Source organism: Fuerstiella marisgermanici, assembly GCF_001983935.1.
Classification (GTDB): domain Bacteria; phylum Planctomycetota; class Planctomycetia; order Planctomycetales; family Planctomycetaceae; genus Fuerstiella; species Fuerstiella marisgermanici.
On sequence record NZ_CP017641.1, the window covers coordinates 7,725,711 to 7,746,610 of the forward strand.

General features: G+C 55.8%; 17 protein-coding genes. 8 read left to right on the top strand and 9 right to left on the bottom strand.

The features are described 5' to 3' along the window. The first annotated feature begins 4 nt into the window (after window positions 1-4). The 5 genes from Fuma_RS29050 (at window position 5) to Fuma_RS29070 (ending at window position 7,151) form a co-directional block, all read left to right on the top strand. Window positions 5-1,744, top strand: coding sequence for a DmsC/YnfH family molybdoenzyme membrane anchor subunit (locus Fuma_RS29050; protein ID WP_083732403.1), 1,740 nt, complete (start codon window positions 5-7; stop codon window positions 1,742-1,744). Between the two features lie 124 nt (window positions 1,745-1,868). Then, window positions 1,869-4,148: a molybdopterin oxidoreductase family protein gene (locus tag Fuma_RS29055; RefSeq protein WP_083732404.1), complete on the top strand. Its 2,280-nt coding sequence runs from the start codon at window positions 1,869-1,871 to the stop codon at window positions 4,146-4,148. Between the two features lie 316 nt (window positions 4,149-4,464). Continuing rightward, window positions 4,465-5,322: a branched-chain-amino-acid transaminase gene (gene ilvE, locus Fuma_RS29060; protein WP_077027196.1), complete on the top strand. Its 858-nt coding sequence runs from the start codon at window positions 4,465-4,467 to the stop codon at window positions 5,320-5,322. 36 nt (window positions 5,323-5,358) lie between these two features. Further along, window positions 5,359-6,489: a twin-arginine translocase subunit TatC gene (gene tatC / locus Fuma_RS29065; protein WP_077027197.1), complete on the top strand. Its 1,131-nt coding sequence runs from the start codon at window positions 5,359-5,361 to the stop codon at window positions 6,487-6,489. Window positions 6,490-6,647: 158 nt separating this feature from the next. After that, window positions 6,648-7,151: a PH domain-containing protein gene (locus Fuma_RS29070; RefSeq protein WP_145944437.1), complete on the top strand. Its 504-nt coding sequence runs from the start codon at window positions 6,648-6,650 to the stop codon at window positions 7,149-7,151. Between the two features lie 410 nt (window positions 7,152-7,561). Here the strand turns inward: Fuma_RS29070 and Fuma_RS29075 are convergent, their stop codons facing one another. From Fuma_RS29075 to Fuma_RS29085, 3 genes are all read right to left on the bottom strand, one after another. Next, window positions 7,562-8,047, bottom strand: coding sequence for an Hcp family type VI secretion system effector (locus tag Fuma_RS29075; RefSeq protein ID WP_077027199.1), 486 nt, complete (start codon window positions 8,045-8,047; stop codon window positions 7,562-7,564). Window positions 8,048-8,317: 270 nt separating this feature from the next. Continuing rightward, on the bottom strand, window positions 8,318-9,292 hold the full coding sequence (locus Fuma_RS29080) for a M14 family metallopeptidase (protein WP_145944438.1): 975 nt from the start codon (window positions 9,290-9,292) through the stop codon (window positions 8,318-8,320). Window positions 9,293-9,391: 99 nt separating this feature from the next. Continuing rightward, window positions 9,392-10,075, bottom strand: a complete 684-nt coding sequence (locus Fuma_RS29085; RefSeq protein ID WP_077027201.1) for a hypothetical protein — start codon at window positions 10,073-10,075, stop codon at window positions 9,392-9,394. 389 nt (window positions 10,076-10,464) lie between these two features. On the opposite strand from Fuma_RS29085, the gene Fuma_RS29090 reads away from it, so the two are divergent. The 3 genes from Fuma_RS29090 to Fuma_RS29100 all read left to right on the top strand — a co-directional run bounded on the left by Fuma_RS29090 (window position 10,465) and on the right by Fuma_RS29100 (window position 14,974). Beyond that, on the top strand, window positions 10,465-11,964 hold the full coding sequence (locus tag Fuma_RS29090; protein ID WP_218922322.1) for a transglutaminase-like domain-containing protein: 1,500 nt from the start codon (window positions 10,465-10,467) through the stop codon (window positions 11,962-11,964). 149 nt (window positions 11,965-12,113) lie between these two features. Further along, on the top strand, window positions 12,114-12,539 hold the full coding sequence (locus Fuma_RS29095; RefSeq protein WP_077027203.1) for an ExbD/TolR family protein: 426 nt from the start codon (window positions 12,114-12,116) through the stop codon (window positions 12,537-12,539). Next, window positions 12,536-14,974: a prenyltransferase/squalene oxidase repeat-containing protein gene (locus Fuma_RS29100; protein WP_077027204.1), complete on the top strand. Its 2,439-nt coding sequence runs from the start codon at window positions 12,536-12,538 to the stop codon at window positions 14,972-14,974. Before Fuma_RS29095 ends, Fuma_RS29100 begins: the two co-directional genes overlap by 4 nt. A 27-nt stretch (window positions 14,975-15,001) precedes the next feature. Here the strand turns inward: Fuma_RS29100 and Fuma_RS29105 are convergent, their stop codons facing one another. The 6 genes from Fuma_RS29105 to Fuma_RS29135 form a co-directional block, all read right to left on the bottom strand. Continuing rightward, window positions 15,002-16,246, bottom strand: coding sequence for a class I SAM-dependent rRNA methyltransferase (locus Fuma_RS29105; protein ID WP_077027205.1), 1,245 nt, complete (start codon window positions 16,244-16,246; stop codon window positions 15,002-15,004). A 33-nt stretch (window positions 16,247-16,279) separates the two neighbouring features. Next, window positions 16,280-16,750 carry a response regulator gene (locus Fuma_RS29110; protein ID WP_077027206.1) on the bottom strand — a complete coding sequence of 157 codons (471 nt, stop codon included), beginning with the start codon at window positions 16,748-16,750 and terminating at the stop codon, window positions 16,280-16,282. 399 nt (window positions 16,751-17,149) lie between these two features. Further along, the gene (locus Fuma_RS29120; protein ID WP_077027208.1) at window positions 17,150-18,127 is read right to left on the bottom strand and encodes an ImmA/IrrE family metallo-endopeptidase; all 978 of its coding nucleotides are present in this window, start codon (window positions 18,125-18,127) and stop codon (window positions 17,150-17,152) included. Further along, complete coding sequence (locus Fuma_RS29125) at window positions 18,127-18,402, bottom strand: hypothetical protein (RefSeq protein WP_077027209.1); 276 nt, start codon at window positions 18,400-18,402, stop codon at window positions 18,127-18,129. The genes Fuma_RS29120 and Fuma_RS29125 overlap by 1 nt, the downstream gene beginning before the upstream one ends. Next, a complete protein-coding gene (locus Fuma_RS29130; protein WP_077027210.1) occupies window positions 18,399-19,106 on the bottom strand; it encodes an N-acetyltransferase in 708 nt (235 codons plus the stop codon). The genes Fuma_RS29125 and Fuma_RS29130 overlap by 4 nt, the downstream gene beginning before the upstream one ends. A gap of 615 nt (window positions 19,107-19,721) precedes the next feature. After that, window positions 19,722-20,858, bottom strand: coding sequence for an SGNH/GDSL hydrolase family protein (locus Fuma_RS29135; protein WP_077027211.1), 1,137 nt, complete (start codon window positions 20,856-20,858; stop codon window positions 19,722-19,724). Window positions 20,859-20,900: the final 42 nt, after the last annotated feature.

Sequence of the window (20,900 nt, forward strand, 5' to 3'; positions counted from 1 at the left end):
AATCATGTCTTCGACGGAACTGCAACCACCACCCAACAGCCATCACGACGCGAACACAGCGTCGCTGCTGCCGATCATCGATGCGCCTGCCAGTCCTCCCGAACCGTTCGACCTGATTGGGGCGTTGCTGAAGGACCAGCAGACTTTATCAGCCGTAGACGTGTTCTCACAGGAGCACTCAAGCGGACTGCCGGCACAAGCGAAGTACTACAACAAGCTGTTGCCCGCATCTTCGCCGGGTGCGGGGCAGCAGTACGGATTCGAAGTTGATCTGGACCTGTGTTCCGGCTGCAAAGCGTGTGTCACGGCCTGCCATTCTTTAAACGGTCTGGACGAGCAGGAAACGTGGCGTGACGTAGGGTTGCTGCTGGGTGGGACGGCGGCGAATCCAATAATGCAGCATGTGACGACAGCCTGTCATCACTGTCTGGAACCGGGCTGCATGACGGCGTGTCCCGTCGACGCGTATGAAAAAGATCCGGTTACTGGCATTGTTAAGCATCTTGATGATCAGTGCTTTGGCTGCCAGTATTGCACGCTGGCCTGTCCGTACGACGTCCCGAAATACAACGCCGCCAAAGGCATCGTGCGGAAGTGCGATATGTGCAGCGATCGCCTTGCCGTTGGAGAAGCTCCGGCGTGCGTTCAGGCGTGCCCTCACGAAGCCATCGCGATCAAAGTTGTGGACAATCAACAGGTGATCGAAGCAGCGGAAACTGATCATTTTCTGCCGGGTGCTCCCGATCCGCAGATGACGTTGCCGACCACACACTTCAAAACGTCGCGTGTCTTTCCTCGAAACACGCTGCCAGCCGACTACCACGCCGTCAACCCGCAACACCCGCACTGGCCGCTGATTATCATGCTGGTGCTGACTCAGTTGTCCGTCGGAGCGTTCATTGTCGGTCAGGTGCTGGAAGCCGTCATCGATTCGTCGTTGCTGACGGAGTTTCGTCAACTGCATTCAACGAGTGCTTTGGGTTTTGGGCTATTGGCGCTGGCCGCCAGCACCATGCACCTGGGCCGGCCTCAGTATGCGTTTCGTGCCATCATTGGCCTGCGACATTCGTGGCTGAGCCGTGAGATCGTCGCCTTCGGAGCGTTTGCCGTAGCAGCAGTGACATTCGCGGCGTTGTGCTGGTTGGATTCGTCTTCGCCATGGATTCCCGCGCTAAGCTGGCTGGTGAGTCTCACAGGCGTGGCCGGCGTGTTTTGTTCCGTGATGATTTATGTGTTTACCGGTCGTGAATTCTGGAGCTTCGGGCCGACGCTGATGAAGTTTGGTCTGACTGGCGCGGTGCTCGGGCTGACCGCAACATGGCTGTCGCTGTTGGTGTTTGGCATCTTTGTTGACGCCACGTCTGCCGACGCATTGCTGCAACAAATCGGCCCTTCTCTGCTAAGAGCACTGGTGGTCGCTGCCACGGCAAAGCTGGTGTTGGAAGGTTCTTTGTTGCGTCATTTGTGGCACAGGCGACAGTCACCGCTGAAACGATCGGCCCGGTTGATTGCGGGGCCGCTGGCCGGAGCGATGTTTGCTCGTTGTGCGTGCGGAGTCCTGGGCGGCATTGTGATGCCCCTGTTTCTGTTGAACGAACTCTCGACGGCCGAACCGCGAGCAGCATTGATTGGGATCAGCGTCACGATGACATTTGTGGCGTGCGTTGTGGGCGAAACACTGGAACGTTACCAATTTTTTGCCGCGTGCGCGGCTCCGCGAATGCCGGGCAAGCTGGCGGAGTGACGGGAACGCGGCCGCCGACGTAGAGAAAGTCGCAGCGACGTCCCCTCAGTTTTGCTGTCTCGCCGATATCGGGGAGGCCCTACGAACGCAGCCTTCGGTTGCAGTAAGGAAATGAACAAACCGCATGACTGAACCTTCCACGCTGCCACCCGCGCCGGCCGACTCAAAGACACCAATCTACCGGACCTTGCGCAACCTCCTGCATCAACAACGCGGGCCGCTTACGCGCGAACTGTTGCTGGAACCGGGGAACTTCGGACTGGGCCAGGTTCCCGCAAGAGTTCGTCCGGATGCCACCACGGATATGGTGTGCGGTTACTGTTCCACCGGCTGCAGTTTGCGAGTTCACCTCAAAGACGGCGAAGCGACCAATCTGACTCCGGCGACTGAGTATCCCGTCAACCTTGGCATGGCGTGCCCGAAAGGTTGGGAAGCGCTTAGTGTGCTGGATTCGCCCGATCGAGCAACCAGGCCTCTGCTGCGTGACCAGACCGGGCGGCTGAATCCCATCGACTGGGACTCCGCCATGACCACGTTCACCGATCGCTTCAAGGCTATTCAGGCGGAACACGGCCCGCACTCTGTTGCCTTTCTGAGTACCGGTCAAATGGCCACGGAAGAGATGGCGTTTCTGGGAGCGTTGACGAAATTCGGCATGGGGCTGCTGCACGGTGACGGGAATACTCGGCAGTGCATGGCGACGGCGGTCGTCGCGTATAAACAGGCATTCGGTTTTGATGCTCCGCCCTATACGTACGCCGACTTCGAGGAATCCGATGTCATCGTGCTGGTCGGCAGCAACCTGTGTATCGCTCATCCCATCATGTGGGAACGAGTCATGCGGAACCCGCATTCGCCTGAAATAATCGTTGTCGATCCGCGAATGACCGAAACCGCCATGAACGCAAGTCAGCATCTTGCGGCTGCTCCAAAGTCGGATCTGTCTTTGATGTATGGCATCGCTCGCATTCTGATCGACAACGACTGGGTGGATCGCGACTACATCGATCAACATACGAACGACTTCGAAGCCTTCGCCGAACATGTGGCGACGTTCACGGACGAACGAGTGACCGCAGACACCGGTCTCAGTGCGAAGCAGCTTCACCGGTTTGCGGAAACGATCCACAACGGCCAGCGCGTGTCGTTTTGGTGGACGATGGGTGTGAACCAAAGTCATCAGGGAACTCGCACGGCTCAGGCCATCATCAATCTCGCTTTGATGACGGGGAATATCGGCCGTCCGGGTACCGGAGCCAACAGCGTCACGGGCCAATGCAACGCAATGGGTTCGCGACTGTTTAGCAACACGACCAACCTGCTGGGCGGGCACGATTTTACCAGTGCCGAACATCGTCGCAAGATCGCTGACATTCTGCAGATCGATGAAGCCCTGATTCCACGCGAAAACAGTTTGCCGTACAACGAAATCATGGAAGGCATTTTGCGAGGAAAGATCAAGGGGCTGTGGGTAGTGTGTACGAACCCCGCTCATTCGTGGATCAACCAGAACCAGTGCCGCGACATTCTGGATCGCCTTGATTTTCTGGTCGTACAGGACATGTATTCAACAACAGAAACTGCAAACATGGCGGACCTGATTCTGCCGGCCGCTGGTTGGGGCGAAAAAGAAGGCACGCTGATCAATTCCGAACGCCGCATAGGCGCGCTTAAGAAAGTTCGCAAAGCGCCGGGCGAGGCGCTCTCGGATTTCAATATCTTCAAACTCGTGGCACACTACTGGGGTTGCGGCGAGATGTTTCGCGAATGGGATTCTCCCGAGGCTGTGTTTCGGATTTTGCAGCGTTGTTCCGAAGGGCAGCCGTGCGACATTACGGGGATTGAAGGTTATTCGCAGATTGACGCGACGGGCGGGATTCAATGGCCGTTTGCGAAATCGGAGGGCGATAAGCAGAAGGCGGAGGTGGCGGCCGAACGACGACTGTTTGCCGACGGCCAATTTTTTCACCCGGACGGACGCGCCAAATTTTTGTTCGAAGCACCTCGACCACTGACCGAACCGCCGAGCCGGAACTTCCCGTTCATCCTGCTCACGGGCCGTGGCACGGTCGCTCAGTGGCACACTCAGACGCGCACCGGAAAATCGGCCGTGCTGCGAAAGCTGAGCCCTCAGCAGATCTTCGTCGAAATCAATCCAGCCGACGCGCGGGCGCTGGCGCTCGAACCGGGCGACATGGCGACCGTGGCTTCACAGCGAGGTCGCCTGCAGGCGCGAACAGTCTGCACTCACAGCGTTCAGCCTGGCCACGTCTTCATCGCGATGCATTATGAGGCGGCCAACCAGCTGACGGATGCCGTCTTCGACCCGTATTCGAAACAGCCCGCATATAAAGCCTGCGCTGTGCAGGTTTCGCGAGTTCACGGCTACAACGAATCTCGCTGACTTGTGGCCGGGGAACAAGCGTTTCGGACGATGAAGGCTGTTTTCCACGAGCCCGAGCCGTCTGCAACAAAAGGCAAACTGCTCTAAGTGAGTCATTTGGCTGCCGCCTCGAGATTCACGTGGCACGGCCCGCGGAAGTTCGTCCCCTGTCCGGGAAATGCTAAGCCCTGCCGTGCTTCAGCCCAGCGTCATTGCTATAAAACGTCGAACATTCTGCTCGATTTTGACGTTTTAAAGGGCCCGGCCGCAGACGGTACGCGGCCTAAACGCTCGGGACGAGCATTTTCCGGATTCGAACTTCGAGCGAATAACAGCGATGTCACTGCAGATCTATCTGGCAGGAAAACTGGTGCCTCAGGAGCAGGCGGTTGTCAGCGTTTTCGACCATGGCCTGTTGTACGGCGATGGCGTGTTCGAAGGGATTCGCGTCTACGGCGGAAAAGTTTTTCTGGAAAAAGAGCACATCGTTCGCCTTTACGAAAGTGCGCATTCCATTCGCCTGCAGATTCCGATCACGCCGGACGAAATGATTCAGGCGGTTCGAGACACCGTCGCCGCCAATAATATCGTGGACGGCTACGTGCGGCTGGTGGTGACTCGTGGAGCTGGCACCCTTGGGATCGACCCCGCTCGCACAAGCAATCCGCAGGTGATCATTATTGCGGACACGATCTCCCTGTACCCTAAGGAATTTTATGACAACGGGTTGAAGCTGGTCACGGCCAGCACGATTCGCAATCATTCGGGCGCGCTTAGTCCTCGAATTAAGTCGCTGAATTACTTGAACAACATTATGGCGAAGATCGAAGGTGCCGACGCAGGCACCGTCGAGGCTTTAATGCTGAACCACAAGGGCGAAGTGGCCGAATGCACGGGCGACAATATTTTCATTGTCAAAGGCGGTGTTTTGAAGACGCCTCCGCCGGACGCCGGTATCTTGGAAGGTCTCACTCGAAATGCTGTGATGAAACTCGCTCGAGACGCTGGTATTGAGGTTCGCGAAGCCCCAATGGTGCGTCACGACATCTTCATTGCCGATGAATGTTTTCTGACTGGCACGGCTGCCGAAGTGATTGCCGTGGTGAGCCTGGACGGTCGCACCATCGGATCCGGAAAACCTGGCCCGGTCACCGCTAAGTTGCTGGATCTGTTTCGCCAGCGGACTCGCGCCTAGCCCTCCCTGTTCTGCGCCTTCTATTACGAGGCCCCCATGCCCCGCAACCGCGACCTGTTTAACGATTCGACGATGACGTTTGGCGAACACCTTGAGGTGTTGCGCGTGCATGTCTGGCGAGCGTTGATTGGTCTGGTAATTGGCGTTGTCGCAGCCCTCTTTTTGGGCGACAAGGTCATTGGCATTCTTAGTCAACCAATCGACGAAGCTCTGCGCCGCAATAACCAGCCCGAAGCCACAGACGATATCGGCGGCATGGACTTCAGCGGCTTTATCAAACAGATGTTCTCGGACGAAGAAAAGAAGCCGGATAAGCCACCGGTCATGGAGGAAGTGCCGGGCGACGATGAACTGACGGTCGATGTTTCTATTGCCAGTTTGGTGGCTGCATTGAAAACCGTCGCTCCGGAACTGGTGGTCGAGACACCAGACGTACCGGAGAAAAAGGAGGCCGCAGAGCCCGACGATGGCGATGCAGACGCAGCGGCCAATTCAAAGGCAGGCTCGGCCGAAAGCTCAGAGCCGGTGGAATCGGTGTCTCTTGTGCTGCGGTCAGATGAAATTGCTCTCTTCAAAAAGACGGCCGACCGATTCAATCGCCCGGTTACTTACAAAGTTGAAGAAGCCTTCATGACCTATCTGAAGGTGAGCCTGGTCGCCGGCCTTGTCCTTGCCGCACCGTGGGTATTCTACCAAGCCTGGCTGTTTGTCGCCGCGGGCCTGTATCCTCACGAACGTAAGCACGTCTACATCTACCTTCCCATGAGCATCGGATTGTTCATGGCGGGGGCCGTGTTCTGCTTCTATTTTGTGTTTCCAATCGTGCTGGACTTCCTGATTCAATTCAACGAATGGATTGGTGTCGAGCTACAGCCTCGGCTGTCGGAATACATCAGTCTAGTGCTGATGCTGCCTGTGATGTTCGGGCTTAGCTTTCAATTGCCGCTGGTCATGTTGTTCCTCGATCGCATCGGCGTGATGACGGTGAAGGGATACCTGGAAAACTGGCGAATGGCAGTCCTCGTGATTGCGATCGTGTCAATGCTGATGACGCCGGCCGACCCCACCAGCATGCTGTTAATGATGTTCCCGCTCGTGTTTCTGTACTTTGGCGGAATTATGCTGTGCCGATTCCGTCCCGGAGCATCAACCGACCCATTGGCTTAACAGGCAGACCGGAGGCAGGTAACTCGCCAATTTGTTCCTGGTAACGCGAAATCCGGGCCCGAAAAATTGGATGAGTAGAAAATCGGTGAGCCGCCTGCTAGCTTTTGCCAACCTTTCAAAGAACGTTTACCCCCCCGCTTTTTCAGTGTCTGGTGATCATGACAGCTCAGGCGATTGCTGGCGTTAGTGCCTCTTCCGAATCGGTTGTAATGACGGAGTATCCGTCACTCGCAGCTGGTGGTATCGGGCAACTATTGGGCAGCATTTACGAATCAATTCCGCTGCCGCTGGGCCTTCCCAAGCTCTCGTACATCTTTGCGTTGGTCACGGCACCGCTCGGTCTGCTGCTGTACTTTCTGCAGAAGGCGTTCGGAGAACGGTATGTGCTGACGAATCGTGCCGTGCAGGTTTGGACGGCTCGAACAGGCCGCAAAGTGGCTGCGATAAATTTGGACGACTACGACCACATCGAACTGGATCAACGCCCCGGTCAGGTTTTTTACAATGCCGCCGATCTTCGCTTTGTCGGCCCTAACGGGGATACAAAGCTGCGTTTGAAAGGCGTCAAGGATGCGGGAGCGTTCAAGAACGCCATCGAGAGCATGCGGACCTCACGGAGCATGGTTCGAGATTCAATGGCTCGGATCGAGGGACGCGGCTAGAAGCGCCCGGCAATACAACAAGTCACCTCAAAAGCCCGGCTTTACCCAAAGCTGGGCTTTTTTCGTGTTAATGTTCGACCACTGGCGGTCCCTGTCGTCGCATGACCAAGCTGGAAAGTCGGCCGGACATGATTGCTTGGCTGTAAATTGTAAGGGCTGGAACGCTCGCCTTGCTGCGAGCGGCAAAGAAACTGGCGACTCAGATTTGAGCCAGTTGGCACAGCGCATTAAGAAACCCCTCACCGTGTCTGAAGTCACAGACACCGTCAGGGGTTTTCTTTTTGCGGCAGGAACGAACTGCCAATACTTCGGGGAGCCGGGCGAGTGTTTTGGCCCGCTGGATGAATCCGCAGAGCAAGTCACCACGTTGCGATGGATGGTTCTCGCCCGGCTTTCCCATATGCCGATACTTACGCCTGACCTTTGCCAGGGTTGTACTTCCCGGGCACATTGCCAACTGGCTTACCGTTGTTTGGATCGAGTGTGACGTAAGTCCACTCAACTTCAGTATAGCCAAGTGTAATGGACTCAGACGGCAGTGGATCGCCGCTGGCCATGCCCTGGAAGCTGTAGCTGGAGACGATGACGTTTTTCAACTTGTACTTCAGGTAAGGTTCCTGCTTGTTGCCGACGGTCGAACAGAAGTGAATTTCCACTTCATCGAAGAAGGTTCCGTTGGCACAGGATTCCTGCAGTTTCGTCGACGATTTGTCAAGCTCACGCATGACAGCGATGTCACCCAAAGTCGTTTCGCCTTTGGTTCGCTGGTGGTCTTTGGCACCTTCAGGAATTGAACGCATGATTGGTGAACTCATTGACTGAATGATGATCCAGTCCTTGTGTCCGCTGTCTGTTGCTTCGCCTTTGATGTCGCCAAGTTTAATGTACGCTGGCATCACTAAATCTCCTCAAATCGGCTTACTGAGAATGACAGAGCCAACGCCGCATGGTCTCTGCTTTCAGCCCCGCTCAGGGCCGTTCTAAACCCATTCTCGCGGATTCGCCGTGAGGGTTGCGTGGATTTGCAGAAAAACTGCACGACGCCCCAATTGCCCTTGCCACGCAAGGGAAATCGTGGGGCGAGGACAAGAGATTCCCGTGGTTGTAGAAGCTTCCGGGCTGATCACGAGCAGCCGGGAAAATCATGACCGCAAGTGTGCAGGTGATCAGTCTTCCGACGGCATGGGAGAATTTTTTATGCCTCGACGATCTGCCGAACTGCTGGCATCCTGCTGGCGCGCCAGCGTGCGAGTTTGGTAGTCGTCGTGCAGCAGCAGATTCAGCAGCGAATCGCCGAATTCTTCCCAGACAACCTCTTCGTCGGTCTCACGAGGGAATGCAAATGTGATCATCTGCTGCGATTCCTGTTCTGACAGATATCGCTCAAGTGTCCCCGGTCGGGATCCTTCCGGCAGCGAATAGAAATCAAAATCCAGCCAGTCGGCAACTTCCCGAGCAGTCGCGGCGGCACCCGCGCTGGCCGCCATCGCGCCTTTCGTGCCGGGAAACGTGCGGATGTGGATTACCCGTTGAGGCCTCGTCTTGTTCAGCAGTTCGCGCAGCAGCCGAATTTCGGGCTCTTCAGCAGACAGGGGCTTCGGAACAGCGCTTCGGTCCGTGAATTGCCGATTCAGGACCACTCCGTTGGCGTTTGTCCCCTTCTGCATCGCTTCGCCATCTGGGTTGGCGTTCCGAACGATGGTGGCTTCGATCCCGCCAAGAATGATTCCGTTTTGGTGGATGTGCTGTGCCAGCTTTTCCGTCAGGTCGATCGCGGCGGGATCGTGTCCGGACAGACTGCCGAGAATTAGCGTGCGGTAACCGCCCTGCCCGACGGAAATGGCCTGAACCGGGCGATCGCCAGCGCTTTTTCCAAGTTCCTCCCACGCAAACGGCTTTGGTGCCGACACGATGCCGCGAGTGAGATCGCTGCTGGCGATTCGTGGCGACTTAGCTTCACTTTGATCGAAGACCGGCATCGGAATGTCGGCCACCGAACGAGTGGTCACGTCAACGGTGGGCGTCGAATCGAACTTCGGAACGGAAGAACATCCGCTCAGCGTGAAGCTGATTAGCAGCAGCGTTAAATACAGCGTATGACGTAATGTCCTAACGCGGCGAATGTGAGTGAGGAACCACATCGCAAAACTCCAAATGCCTCCTGAAGTCATTCGCCGGTGGGCGAGTGACTTCGGAGGCGATATTAAGAACGAAAGACGATCCAACGTCGTTCGTTCAGGTTAGTCGTCAATTCCCAGGTGGTAACACAGTTGTTCAAACCGCTCCTGGAATTCGTCACTGGAAGAATGCACGTGCTCCGCTTCCGTGATGAATCGAATGTTTTCATCGCACTGGACGCCATTTTCAGATAACGCCCATTCATAGCCTTCGTTGTCGTGCCCGTAAACGAACAGAAGCTTGTGTTCGTCCAACTGCACTTCCATGGGCTTGCGAGGATTCAATACCGCGATGCCGCAACAGCCGTCATCAAGCAGCAGGTCTTCAAAGTCGTAGAGAATGCTTTGCAGCACCGGCATGTCGATTTGTTCGCGGTACAAATCGGTGTGCTCGCCGTTCGATTTGTCGTGACTGGTTTCCAGCACAACGTCCACCGATTCGCCTAGTGGATCGAGCAGCGAAAGAAAGGTGTCGAATAGTCGTTCGCGAGTTACAGACGACATGAGTACGGGGATGCGAGCTCCGGATTCCTGGTCGACATACCATTCATGACGGAAGCCGGTACGCGGCTTGACGTCAAGGTGATAAGCGGGTCTCACGGCGTCGGTTAGCGTAAAATCGCCGTACCGAGCGACACTCATGTGCTCTTCCAACTGAGCTTCTGTCAGGTTGCGAAAGCTGCTGACTCCCTGCGGAGTTTCGCTGTCGCGGTAGTTCGACTTGAGGAACTTTTTCAGAAATCCCATTGGGGCCTCACATCAGTCTCGTCTGGCTGCAGTGCCGCAGCCATTGTGGCGACGGCGAAAAAAGTGTGTTCTCGCTGGAAACCTAGCATGCGTTCGGGCGATAAAGAGGACGTTTTGCCTCCATCCGGCAATTCCTGCGTTTCCGTTTCGGCGCTGACACGAACGCGGCGTCCTGCGAAACTATTCGGGTGGTGCCGCGGGACCTGCAACCCGGACAATCCGCGCTCCCGGACAATCTGATTGCTGGCAGAGTCGCTTCAGCCGATGGATTGCCTGTAATCGCGCAGATCCCTGCCTCTACTTTCAGGTCGGACAAGTTGGAAAAAACACGCTCAAACCGCTTTCTGTTGCGATTCCACGGCCAATGCCGAGGGGCCTGGATTCGGCTGGTGTGCGCCGTCGCAATATTGTTGTCTGGCACGGTGGGATTTCTCCCCATCGCCGCAGGTGATGAGCCTGTGACAGACGGCGAGAGTGCTTCGGAGGCATGGTTTGTAATGAAGTTCGATGGCAAGCCTGTGGGGTTCGAACGCGTCAAATCGCATGTCCTGCCAGGCACGAATCCACCGCAGTTTTCTCGCGTTCGTCGCACGCGGCTGAAGCTGCAGCGTCTCGGACAGGATCTGACGGTCGAAGCGACACTGATCACAACAGAATCGCTGACCGGACATTTGCTGGAATTCAGCCTTCAAAGAACGGATGGTTCCGGGGCTCGAATCGAACGCAGCGGTCGCTTTCTGCCAGAAGAACGGGGTTACCAGGTGACCGATCGAGCCAGCGCATCGGTTCGCACGTTCGATCTGCAGACGGACGGCGTGGTTCAATCGCCGATCGTTTCTACATGGTTGCCCAGTCTGGTTGCTGAAGGCATAAAGCGAGTGACGCGGCCCGTGCTGTTTCCTGAATCAATGGCGGTCGCGGACGTCACCGCCGAAACCCGCCGCAGCCGACGAATTCACGACGACCAACGCCGTTCCATTGAAGTCACCCCGATCCACTTCTACCCGCAGCTCGACCCGCTTAAGTCGACGCAGTTCTTTGTTGACGCAAGCGGCGCCGTGGTGCGGCAGGAAAAACGAGTGCTCGGTGGCCTGCTGTCGATGGAACTCACAACGGCCGACCAGGCTCTCGCGGCGATTTCAGGCCAACCACTGGACCTGGATGTTCGGTCGCTGATTCCCATCGACCGATTGTTGTCCACCGGCGCGGAACGACAGCAACTTGTGATCGATCTGACGGTAAAAAGTGGCTTTCTGAACGATATTCCGGAGACAGCGTTTCAGAAGGTGAGCCGTGTTGATGCGTCAACTCTACGAGTCACTCTGACAACGCCCGAACTTCCGCCCATTCGCGCCAATACGTCGTTTCGTCAGGCGAAGCAGCAGGCGATTCCACCCACTCGCTGGATGCAGCTAGAGGATCCCATCCTGCAGCGTATGGCGGCGACGGGGTCAGGAGGAAAGACGTCAGATGGTGAAGTGTGCCAGCAATTGGAACGGTTTGTGCAATCGAAAATCAGGCACTCGGCGTTCTCCATCAATCTGCAGTCTGCCGCAGACGTGGCTCGCACATTACGCGGTGATTGTACGGAACACGCCGTATTGCTGGCTGCCCTGATGCGAGTCAACGGGATTCCATCGCGAGTGGTCGGAGGGCTGGTACACACCAACCGCCAATATGGATTCATGGGCCATGTCTGGGTTGAAGCATTGGTCGAAGGCCAGTGGATTCCGTTCGATTCTGCAACCAGCGCGCATAGTCATGGCACAACTCATTTAAAGCTGACTCATTCCAACTTAAACGATGAAACAACCGGAGCTATTTCGCTGTTCCTGCCTGTACTGGACTTAGCCGGACGAGCGGCCATCAAGGTCGTCTCGCAACAATAACATAGTGGCCCGTCGATTTGCCGGCCTGCCAACAAACGGCGGTCTTCGTGGTTCATTCCGAGTTGACAAGCTGCGTATAATCGATTTCACGCCATTCGTTCGTACCCGATGTTGGCCAACACTCATCTTTCGCTTGAGTTTCCGATCCCATGCCACTGCGAACTGACTCTCTTGAAGAACCGCAACTAAACCTTACGCCGATGATCGACATCGTGTTTTTGTTGATCATCTTCTTCATGGTGGGCACACGTTTCAGCGAAATCGAACAACAGTACGACATCGAACTTCCCACAGCTTCAGCCGTCGAACCCATGACCAGTCGCCCGGACGCCATGGTGCTGAACGTGGCTCGCAGTGGCGATGTCACCATCGACGGAAAGATCGTTCCGGCGGATCAGTTGCTGGCGCGGCTCGAAGCCGCTCGCAAAGCATACGCCGAACAGGCGGTGTTGATTCGAGGCGACGGTGAAGGCGTGTATCAGTCCATTGTCGATGTTATGGACGTGTGTCACAAAGCACAGATCCATCGCTTTTCACTCGCATTTCAGCCGCGAGTTCCCGGAGCCGCTCCATGACGGTTCTTCGGCAGTTGATCGCAAAACTCTGGCACGGCCAGCAGCTAAACGGCGACGACATTGTTGCATTAGTGCTGCTGCTTGCGATGGTCGCATCGTTGTCGCACTTGTTCACGATGTTGGTGACTCGTTGGGGAGACCGCCACATTCTGGTGAAGTCGCTGCTTGCGTCGTTGCTTGTGCATACGGTTTGCCTGTTGGGGCTTGAGGTTTTTGATCCGCTGGATCCGATGTCGCGAGTGACTGCGGCTGAAGAAATCCGGTCGCAACAAGTGGTGACTCAGATTCTTGCCGAAAGCGAAGACACCCTCGCACTGCGCGAATCCGGCAACACGCCGATTCCTGATAAACCGACGTCGCCCGATGTGGAACTTGCCCGCCTGCCCACTGACGCTCGTATCATGGAGCCGACTGACGTTCCGGATCGCGAAGCCGAAATGCTGGACAGCCTGCAGGCCGACGCGGAAGACGTGTCTCAATTTGAACAATCGACTGCACCGGAAGCCGCCATTCGGGTGGATGCCGGAGTTGAAGGCAAGCGGGTTGTCGCTGCCAACGACATGGCCGCCGACATCCAAACGATGCTGGAACAAAGTAAGTCCGACGTCTACACGCCAAGCACAGAACGCCGGACCACCAAACCGGGAGACATTCAGCCTGACGACCAACCGCAGGAACGCGACATGTCGTCCGGCAAAGTTCCTCAAATCGATACTGAAGTGGTGACCGAAGACGTGTCTATTGCGACCGCTACAAGTCCGCTTCCCGACGCGGTTTCGCTGCCGACCGACGAGACATCAGAGAACATTGAACGTCGCACGGCTCCGTTGTCTGGCGCTGATCCTCTGGAAGTGGCCGGATTGAATGTCGAACAACCCAACAAGCGGACCATGCCGGCTCGTTCTTTTGAGTCACGATTGCCGCGTCCGTCGCGAGCCATGATCAACGACGATCCGGGCGAACGTCCGGTGCGGCAAAGTTCGCTTTCGCCGCAAACGCCGATTCCGCTTTCGACCGACTATGACGAAGTACGCCGAGGTGAGACGTCTGTCCATGTGACGGATGCTTTGCAGTCGGCTGCCGCCATGGTAAATGCTGACGTCAACAGCCTGCGGCGAGACGATTCGCGTTCGGCCACGTACAAGTTGCGAAATGTGGAACAGCGCAAAGAAGCGGCCAGAAGATTTGGTGGTACGGCCGAATCCGAAGCTGCTGTGGAACTTAGTCTTCAATGGCTTAGCCGCATGCAGTCGCCGGACGGGCACTGGGACGCTCAAACGTTTGGTGCCGGGCAGGTTCGCGTCGACGAATTTGGCGTGCCACGCGATTATGCCGGACGCGACTCAGACACCGGCATCACGGCGCTGGTTACGCTCTCGTTCTTAGGCGCTGGCTACACTCATGAAAGCGGCAAGTATGCGTTAAACGTTGACCGCGCGATTCACTGGCTGATCTCTCAACAGGACAAGGACGGAAGTCTGGCCGGCGACGCTCGGTACTTCGCGAGAATGTATTGCCATGCCATGGCCACATATGCTCTGGCCGAAGCGCTTGGCATGCAGGATCGCATGCTGCTGGATCCGATTGTGAACCCGTCGCTTGTTTTCGCCGGGCCAACCGTGGCTAACGGTGTTTCGACTTCGTTTCTGATGCAGTGCGGCGTGGCTCCGTTTGGTATCGCAGCGTTGAATGGTAGTGCCTACGGCACATATGCCGATGCGACGGCCTACAACCTGCGAAAGGTGGACGATGTCGACCTGCGAGCCGCTTTGTTGCGAGCCGTGACTTATACGGTCAGCCAACAGGATCCGGACAGCGGCGGCTGGCGCTACAAGTTTGGGCAGGAAGGCGACATCAGCATGTTCGGCTGGCAAATGATGTCTCTGAAAAGCGCTTCGATCGCCGGCATTCAGATCAACCCTATCGTGCGACAGCGAATGGTCGACTTCCTGAACAGCGTTCGTCAGGGCGAACACGGTGGCCTGTTCGGTTACCGTCGATCTGTGCTGATCAATGGGAAGGAAACTGAACCCATTAGCCCCGTCATGACAGCCGAAGCGCTTTTCTGTCAGCAGATGCTCGGCTACCCTCGCGATTCGGCAACCAGCCAGGAAGCCGTGCAGTACATGCTGCAGAACATGCCGCAGCTTTCGAAGCTCAACATGTATTATTGGTACTACGGGACATTGGCCATGTACCAATACGGCGGCCAGCCGTGGGAAGAATGGAACAGCGTTGTCCGCGACACGCTGATTTCCGAACAACGACGCGACGGTGCTTACGCCGGTAGCTGGGACCCCAATGGCCCATGGGGCAAATACGGCGGACGGCTTTATTCCACCGCCATCTCAACACTGACGCTGGAAGTTTATTACCGACTGCTGCCGCTGTACCGCATGAATGACCGGCGCGACGATGCGGTCGGCAGTGAGTAACACGGGACGTTCTTCTGCCGGTTCAGCCTACAGCACGCGGCATACCAGCATTTTTAAGTACGCCGTTTCCGGGCACGTTGCTGACACCGGATGGTCTGCTGGCTGGCCATGCTGTTCCAGGATCTGGATCGTCCGTCCCGACGTTCGCGCCACATCCGAAATCATCTCACTGAAGTCTTCGGCCGTCACGAGGCCCGAACAACTGCACGTCACCAGAATTCCGTCAGGCTTCAAGACGTCCAGCGCCAGAGAATTTAAGCGACGATAACCTTTTAGAGCTCGATTCAAGCCGCCTCGAGTCTTCGCCATCTTGGGTGGGTCCAGCACGATCGAGTCGAATGATTCGTTCTGGCTCGCCATCGATTCCAGCTCCGCCCGCACGTCGCCTTTGCGGTATTCACAGCGATCTGCCACGCCATTCAGTTCTGCATTTGCGGCGGCCAGTTTCAAAGCCGATTCTGAAGAATCAATCCCCAGCACGTGTGCCGCCCTGCCCTGTTTTGCGGCTGCGATACCAAAGCCGCCAGCGAAACAGAACGCATCCAGCAGTCTGCCATTCAGATATTTTGCTGCCGCATGACGGTTGTTTCGCTGGTCGAGATAGCAACCGGTCTTCTGGCCTTCCTGCACGTCCACACCAAACTGGATACCGTGTTCGTCGATAAATAACGGACGCGGTGGTGCTTCGCCGGCGACCAATCCATCAGCGGCCTCCAGACCTTCGGCATCGCGCATGCCTTTTTCTGTGCGTAGCCAGATTCCGCGAGGCGACAATTCGGCCTGTAGTGCAGCAACGACGGCTTCGCGCCGCAGATAGATGGCAAGACTGGTGAACTGCACCAGCAGGTAGCCGCCGTAGAAGTCGACGGTCAGGCCGGACAGAGCATCGCCTTCACTGAATACCAGCCGACAACCAACGTTGGCCGACGTGAGGTCAAAGATTCGTCGACGCAAAGCGATTGCTTCACGAATTCGGTCGTGCAGAAACTGGTCCGTGACACCTGCGGCCTGATCCCACGAATACAATCGTACCTTGATGTTGCTGTGAGGATTCCACAGGCCGTGAGCGATGAATTTTTTTCCGCCCGCTGCCCACAGCTCAACTTCCGCGCCCTCAGCGGGTTCTTCGCCTGTGGGAGTTTCGACGCCATCAATTGCGGATTCGAACACCCACGGATGCCGCCCGAAAAACGGTTGAGCCTTGCGGTCTTTCAGGATGACTCGGACGGAACCGACGTCAGCTACTGCGTCGTCGGTGGTTGGTTCTGACATGAAGTTTTTTCTGCCGTTATTCTTGTTACTGGCTTATTGGCGAGCCTGAAGGATCTGCTGTTCCATCTCTTCGATGTAGGCCAGCAATCGAGCTCGTTCGCTGGCGAAATGCCGCACTCGTAAAAGAGATCGGACGCGAGTTTTCAGTTCCAGCGAATTGACGGGCTTGGTCAGGAAATCGTCGCAACCGGCGTTGACCGCTTTTTCGATGTCACCCATCTCGTTCAACGCAGTCACCATTAGTACGGGAATACTCCGTTTCTCCGGATCAGCCTTCAGTTGTTCGCAAACTTCGTAGCCGCTCATTCTGGGCATCATGATGTCCAGCAGGATCAGGTCCGGCTGGTGAGCGTCCACGGCTTCCATCGTTTCCTGGCCATCGTTGGCCATCAGGATTTCGTAGTTTTCATCGGCCAGGTAAGCGTCCAACAATTCGCGATTTTGTTCGTTATCGTCGGCGATCAACACCCGCGAACCCGTTAAGTCAATGTCGTTTCCAGACATTCTGTTTTCCTTCTTCAGTATCAGCGTGAGCACAAATGCATCCAAGCGGACGATGATCGCCCTGATCGACGAAGTATACGCGAACAGGCCGCGAGCGAAATCGAATACGGTTCGGGATAAGGTGGTTCGTAGAATTGGCCATGAACAAACGACTGGAGTTGACGCTACGGAAGAGTTGATACGCGGAACGCTGGGACACCTGGGCCGGGGATGTCTTTCCAAGGACGGGATTTCTCTCACCGAGTCGAAAGACCACTCAAAGTCCCTACTTCGGTTGCTCAAAAGCCTGCCTTGTTTCGGCAGCACTGGAGTGGCGAGAAATCGTAGCACCCTGCGATGCGAGTTCGGTGTCTGATTCAATAGGGGCGGGGGGGCTTTTGCGACGCCCCCGGTCCGGGATCACCATTCTGGAGCCCCAACATCCGGCAGGCATTTTTGCGACATCTTTAGGCGGATGAATTCCTGGCAGTCGTCATTCGCCAATTTGGCTCGTACATCTTCGGCGATATGTTCGCGATCAAGATAGCGATCGTTGAATGCCTGCACAGCCTCCGAGACTGTTAATCCGGTCGAGTTCTGCTGGATATAGTTCACCCACCCTGCCAGCCTTGATTCGAACGTGGAACCCGAACCGAACAGTCGCTGCCTCAGCAGCTGCAATCGCTCCTCCGGCGAGAGCGCATGTCCTGACTCACCAGGTAGCACTTGAACGAACATGGCCTTGTATTCCCAAGCATTCAGTACCGATGCCGCAATCATCGATCCGTCTTCCCGTTGGAACCGTGATAAAGCGTCGCTACTATTTGTGTCGTGCAGCTTGTGAAACAGAGCCTGAGCATTGGCTTCAGACAGATTTGGGCCGGAAGACAACGTCCATCGATACAAATCATTGTTCTCGAAGAATACAACCGCTGAATTATTGAGTTGAGATTGCTCTGTCCACTTAACGACACGGCAAGCTACGGTGATTGGCGAGACTTTCGCTGCTTTTGCGATACGTTGAAGTGTCTTGAAATCGACCGTTGATGTTGGGTCGAGGCTAGCTTCCAGCCGTTCCAGTGGCAGTAGCAACTCTGCGGCCAAGCGATCGGCCTCGCGCTCCTCTGTCTTCGTCGACCGAAACGGGGCACTATTCACAATGTCGGCGGCCGTTCCCTGAACGATATGGGCAAGTTCATGTGCAAGCGTGAAACGCCGTCGAGAAGGCTTGGCAGCAGTATTCACACGAACGATCGTTCTTGGCCCTCCGTACCAGCACCAACCTTCGCGTCCAGAAAGCTCAGCGTGGCGAACTTCAACCCCAAGTACTTTCGCCAGTTTCTCAGGACCGTCCGGAAATGAGTCCGCAGCGATCCTTCGCGATTCCTCTTCCGTCATTACACGGCTGCCGGCTTCAACGTTGGAATATCCAAGGCATCTCGCAAATCGTCGAGAAGCAATTGCTGTGTTGCCAGATCCATATCTGCGGTGTCACCAGTACGAAACTGACTGCAAATCTGTGGGTGGAGCTGCAACAGCAAACTTATCTGGCGGCCGATGTCTGTGTCCGGTAACTGTACGGTGTCCACACGAACATCTCTCATGTCGGCCGGCAAAGAAACACCACCAGCGACTGTCAGGTCAAAGTCATCAAGATTATTTAGATTTTTCATGACAAAACTCCCATCTGTTTGAGATGCATCGTCGCTGCCGCAGTCGACAACTCGTACAGATTTACATCCAGTTCGTCACTCCTTTGGGCTGTCTCCTCAAATCCGACTGAGGTGTAAAATTTCTGATTCGCGATAGGAAACAGCGAAAGTCGTCCTCGCAAGCCAACTTCCACACTGTGGATCATAGCGTAGCGTAGTAGTGAAAGACCAGCTTTCCGGTATCTAGGTTCGCGGACTAGAATATCTCGATTCGCGGGCGAAGTTGCCACCAATTCGACAAACACTGTCTTCTCAATGGGGTTGAGCCATGATTTGACGCCCAACTCGTAGATCATCGCTCCCTGGATAATTCCATCGTCCGAACGAACACAGACAGCCTTTCCGCTTGGTCGATTCAATACTCGATTGGATACGAAGCTGGCCCAATTCCAAGTGTAATCTGGCTGATTCTGCCGCTCAACTGCGTCGGTTTCGTCCCACCAGTTGGGTTTTTGCCAATGTGCGGACAGTGACTTCGCCGATTCGCGGTCCAGTTCGTCGAACTCGCAAAGCTCGATTTGCTTCGTCGAAAGATTGAACAGGGCCGCTTTCAAATCTCGTAGTATCGACGTCATGAACGATGTGTTGGTGTCAAAGCAGAACGGATGAGTAAATTCACGGCGAGGCACAGCCGGGTATTTTAGCACAGAAGATCGACAGCACATCCGTGGCCGTGTCCAGTGAACTGGCTCTCAACTGAAGGGCGACAAAGCGGAAAACTGGTGGTCGGTGGCAGTTTGCACTGGTGATGACTTAATCGCGTCGCGTTGGAGCCGGTGCAGCGGAGCACACAGAGCCTTGCAAGTGCTCACCGTCGTCCACGCCACCTTCACCTAGCTTGCTGTCATCCCAGTCAGTATAGGTCTAGGTAACGCCGGATACTTTTTCAGCTAAGAGAGAAAAGTCTGGGTCTATTTCTCAGTCAGCTTACCATCAGCGATGAACTGATCTCGGAGGGGCCTGTATGATGTCCATGCTGCCCGACCTGTTTTTCGAGCGGTGGAGTCTTTAAGAACGGTGAACTCATAATCTACATCGCAAGCAAAGGCTTCGGCGTATGAGGGAACCCTTGCGGGTAATAAGGAACACCTGTGGGTTCAGTAAGGCGATTTCTGAGCGTCAGTCCGGCGCCGGGACAATCACGAATTTGTCAAAGGAACAGCCCGGGCGACTCACTTTGTTCCGCTCGGGGAATACGTGTATTGGGCAGGTGACGTCAGTTCCATTGTTTTGGCGCCGTCCAGCGTTGAAAGATTGCTGGGCGAAGCCATCGTGGCCGTCTATTCAGCCGCTGACTGTGACAACTTCCATTTCAGCCAGCCGTAAATGGTGGCTCCGATTTGCTTGTAACCTTCACCGTTGGGGTGAACGCCGTTGTTGACTGGGTAACCGTCAACCGGGTCGAGATTTAGTTCGGTCGGAACGATGCTCATTAGTGCGTCGCCTTTGTTCTTGACGTACTCCAGTTGACGCTCAACCAGGCGATGCTGGATTCGCTTCCAGCCCCAGCGTGTGTAGCGGTCTTTGTAATTCGCCTCGAAAGCAGCCTGGCGAGCATTTGGCGGAGTCGTCAGGCAGAAGCCGATCTCAGCCTTTGGGGCCACCTTTCGGATTGCCGCCAGCAACGGATCGGCGCTGTTGAACATCGCGTCGATGCGAGCGTTTACCAAAGCGGCATCATCGGGCGGCGGATGAAAGCAATCGTTGATTCCCAACATGATCACCACGTAATCCGGCGGCACTCCGTCGCAGTGTTCTTCCAGATATTTCGGGAAATTGAGTTCGGGTTTTTCTTCGTCGTTCAGAAAGACAAAGGGGCTGCTGCGCATGCGGCGTGCCGGGTCCGGTTTCGGTTCGTAATGGGTCGCAAACCGTTGCCACGTCCAACCGCCGTAACCTTCATGGCCGACTCCCGCTGTGGCTCTGCCCGGTCTGTTTGTGCCCAGCATCTCCCATTTCGGATTGCCCGGTTGCGAAAGCAATCGAGCGATCTCATTGGGGTAAGCGGTCGCATTGGTGAGGCTGTCACCGATGATCAGCAGGCGGATCGGGCGGTCAAGCTGATCACCTGATTTCGCGGAGACGACGGTCAGAACGGTCGAGGCCGTTTCCAGTGGCTTGCCGTCCTTATCCGACACGGCGATTGTCAGTTTGTGATCTCCAACATCGTCGCTGGCAGGTGTGACGAACCAACGATCACCTGCGGACTTACCAACGTCGCATGTGACGTCGAACTGGTAATCGGCGGGCGTTTGAGTCAGGACAATGTTGTCAAAGAAGATTGCGGTGGGGACTTCTGGAACCGCGTAGATCGCGGGCGGCAGTGTGAGCTGCAGTTTCTGAGTCGCTGTGGGCGACTGAGCCGCAACTGTTGATGTGCCGTACATGGACAACAACAGGACGAGTGAAATTCGCATGAGGTACTTCTGCCAGTTTCGGAGGGTTCGGTTTGGTAAGTT

Coding starts and splice junctions, on each gene's coding strand:
- Fuma_RS29050 (WP_083732403.1), top strand. CDS start 5: ATGTCTTCGACGGAACTGCAACCACCACCCAACAGCCATCACGACGCG.
- Fuma_RS29135 (WP_077027211.1), bottom strand. CDS start 20,858: ATGCGAATTTCACTCGTCCTGTTGTTGTCCATGTACGGCACATCAACA.
- Fuma_RS29100 (WP_077027204.1), top strand. CDS start 12,536: ATGACGGTTCTTCGGCAGTTGATCGCAAAACTCTGGCACGGCCAGCAG.
- Fuma_RS29095 (WP_077027203.1), top strand. CDS start 12,114: ATGCCACTGCGAACTGACTCTCTTGAAGAACCGCAACTAAACCTTACG.
- Fuma_RS29125 (WP_077027209.1), bottom strand. CDS start 18,402: ATGAAAAATCTAAATAATCTTGATGACTTTGACCTGACAGTCGCTGGT.
- Fuma_RS29080 (WP_145944438.1), bottom strand. CDS start 9,292: ATGTGGTTCCTCACTCACATTCGCCGCGTTAGGACATTACGTCATACG.
- Fuma_RS29110 (WP_077027206.1), bottom strand. CDS start 16,750: ATGTCTGGAAACGACATTGACTTAACGGGTTCGCGGGTGTTGATCGCC.
- Fuma_RS29075 (WP_077027199.1), bottom strand. CDS start 8,047: ATGCCAGCGTACATTAAACTTGGCGACATCAAAGGCGAAGCAACAGAC.
- ilvE (WP_077027196.1), top strand. CDS start 4,465: ATGTCACTGCAGATCTATCTGGCAGGAAAACTGGTGCCTCAGGAGCAG.
- Fuma_RS29070 (WP_145944437.1), top strand. CDS start 6,648: ATGACAGCTCAGGCGATTGCTGGCGTTAGTGCCTCTTCCGAATCGGTT.
- Fuma_RS29105 (WP_077027205.1), bottom strand. CDS start 16,246: ATGTCAGAACCAACCACCGACGACGCAGTAGCTGACGTCGGTTCCGTC.
- Fuma_RS29120 (WP_077027208.1), bottom strand. CDS start 18,127: ATGACGGAAGAGGAATCGCGAAGGATCGCTGCGGACTCATTTCCGGAC.
- tatC (WP_077027197.1), top strand. CDS start 5,359: ATGCCCCGCAACCGCGACCTGTTTAACGATTCGACGATGACGTTTGGC.
- Fuma_RS29085 (WP_077027201.1), bottom strand. CDS start 10,075: ATGGGATTTCTGAAAAAGTTCCTCAAGTCGAACTACCGCGACAGCGAA.
- Fuma_RS29130 (WP_077027210.1), bottom strand. CDS start 19,106: ATGTGCTGTCGATCTTCTGTGCTAAAATACCCGGCTGTGCCTCGCCGT.
- Fuma_RS29055 (WP_083732404.1), top strand. CDS start 1,869: ATGACTGAACCTTCCACGCTGCCACCCGCGCCGGCCGACTCAAAGACA.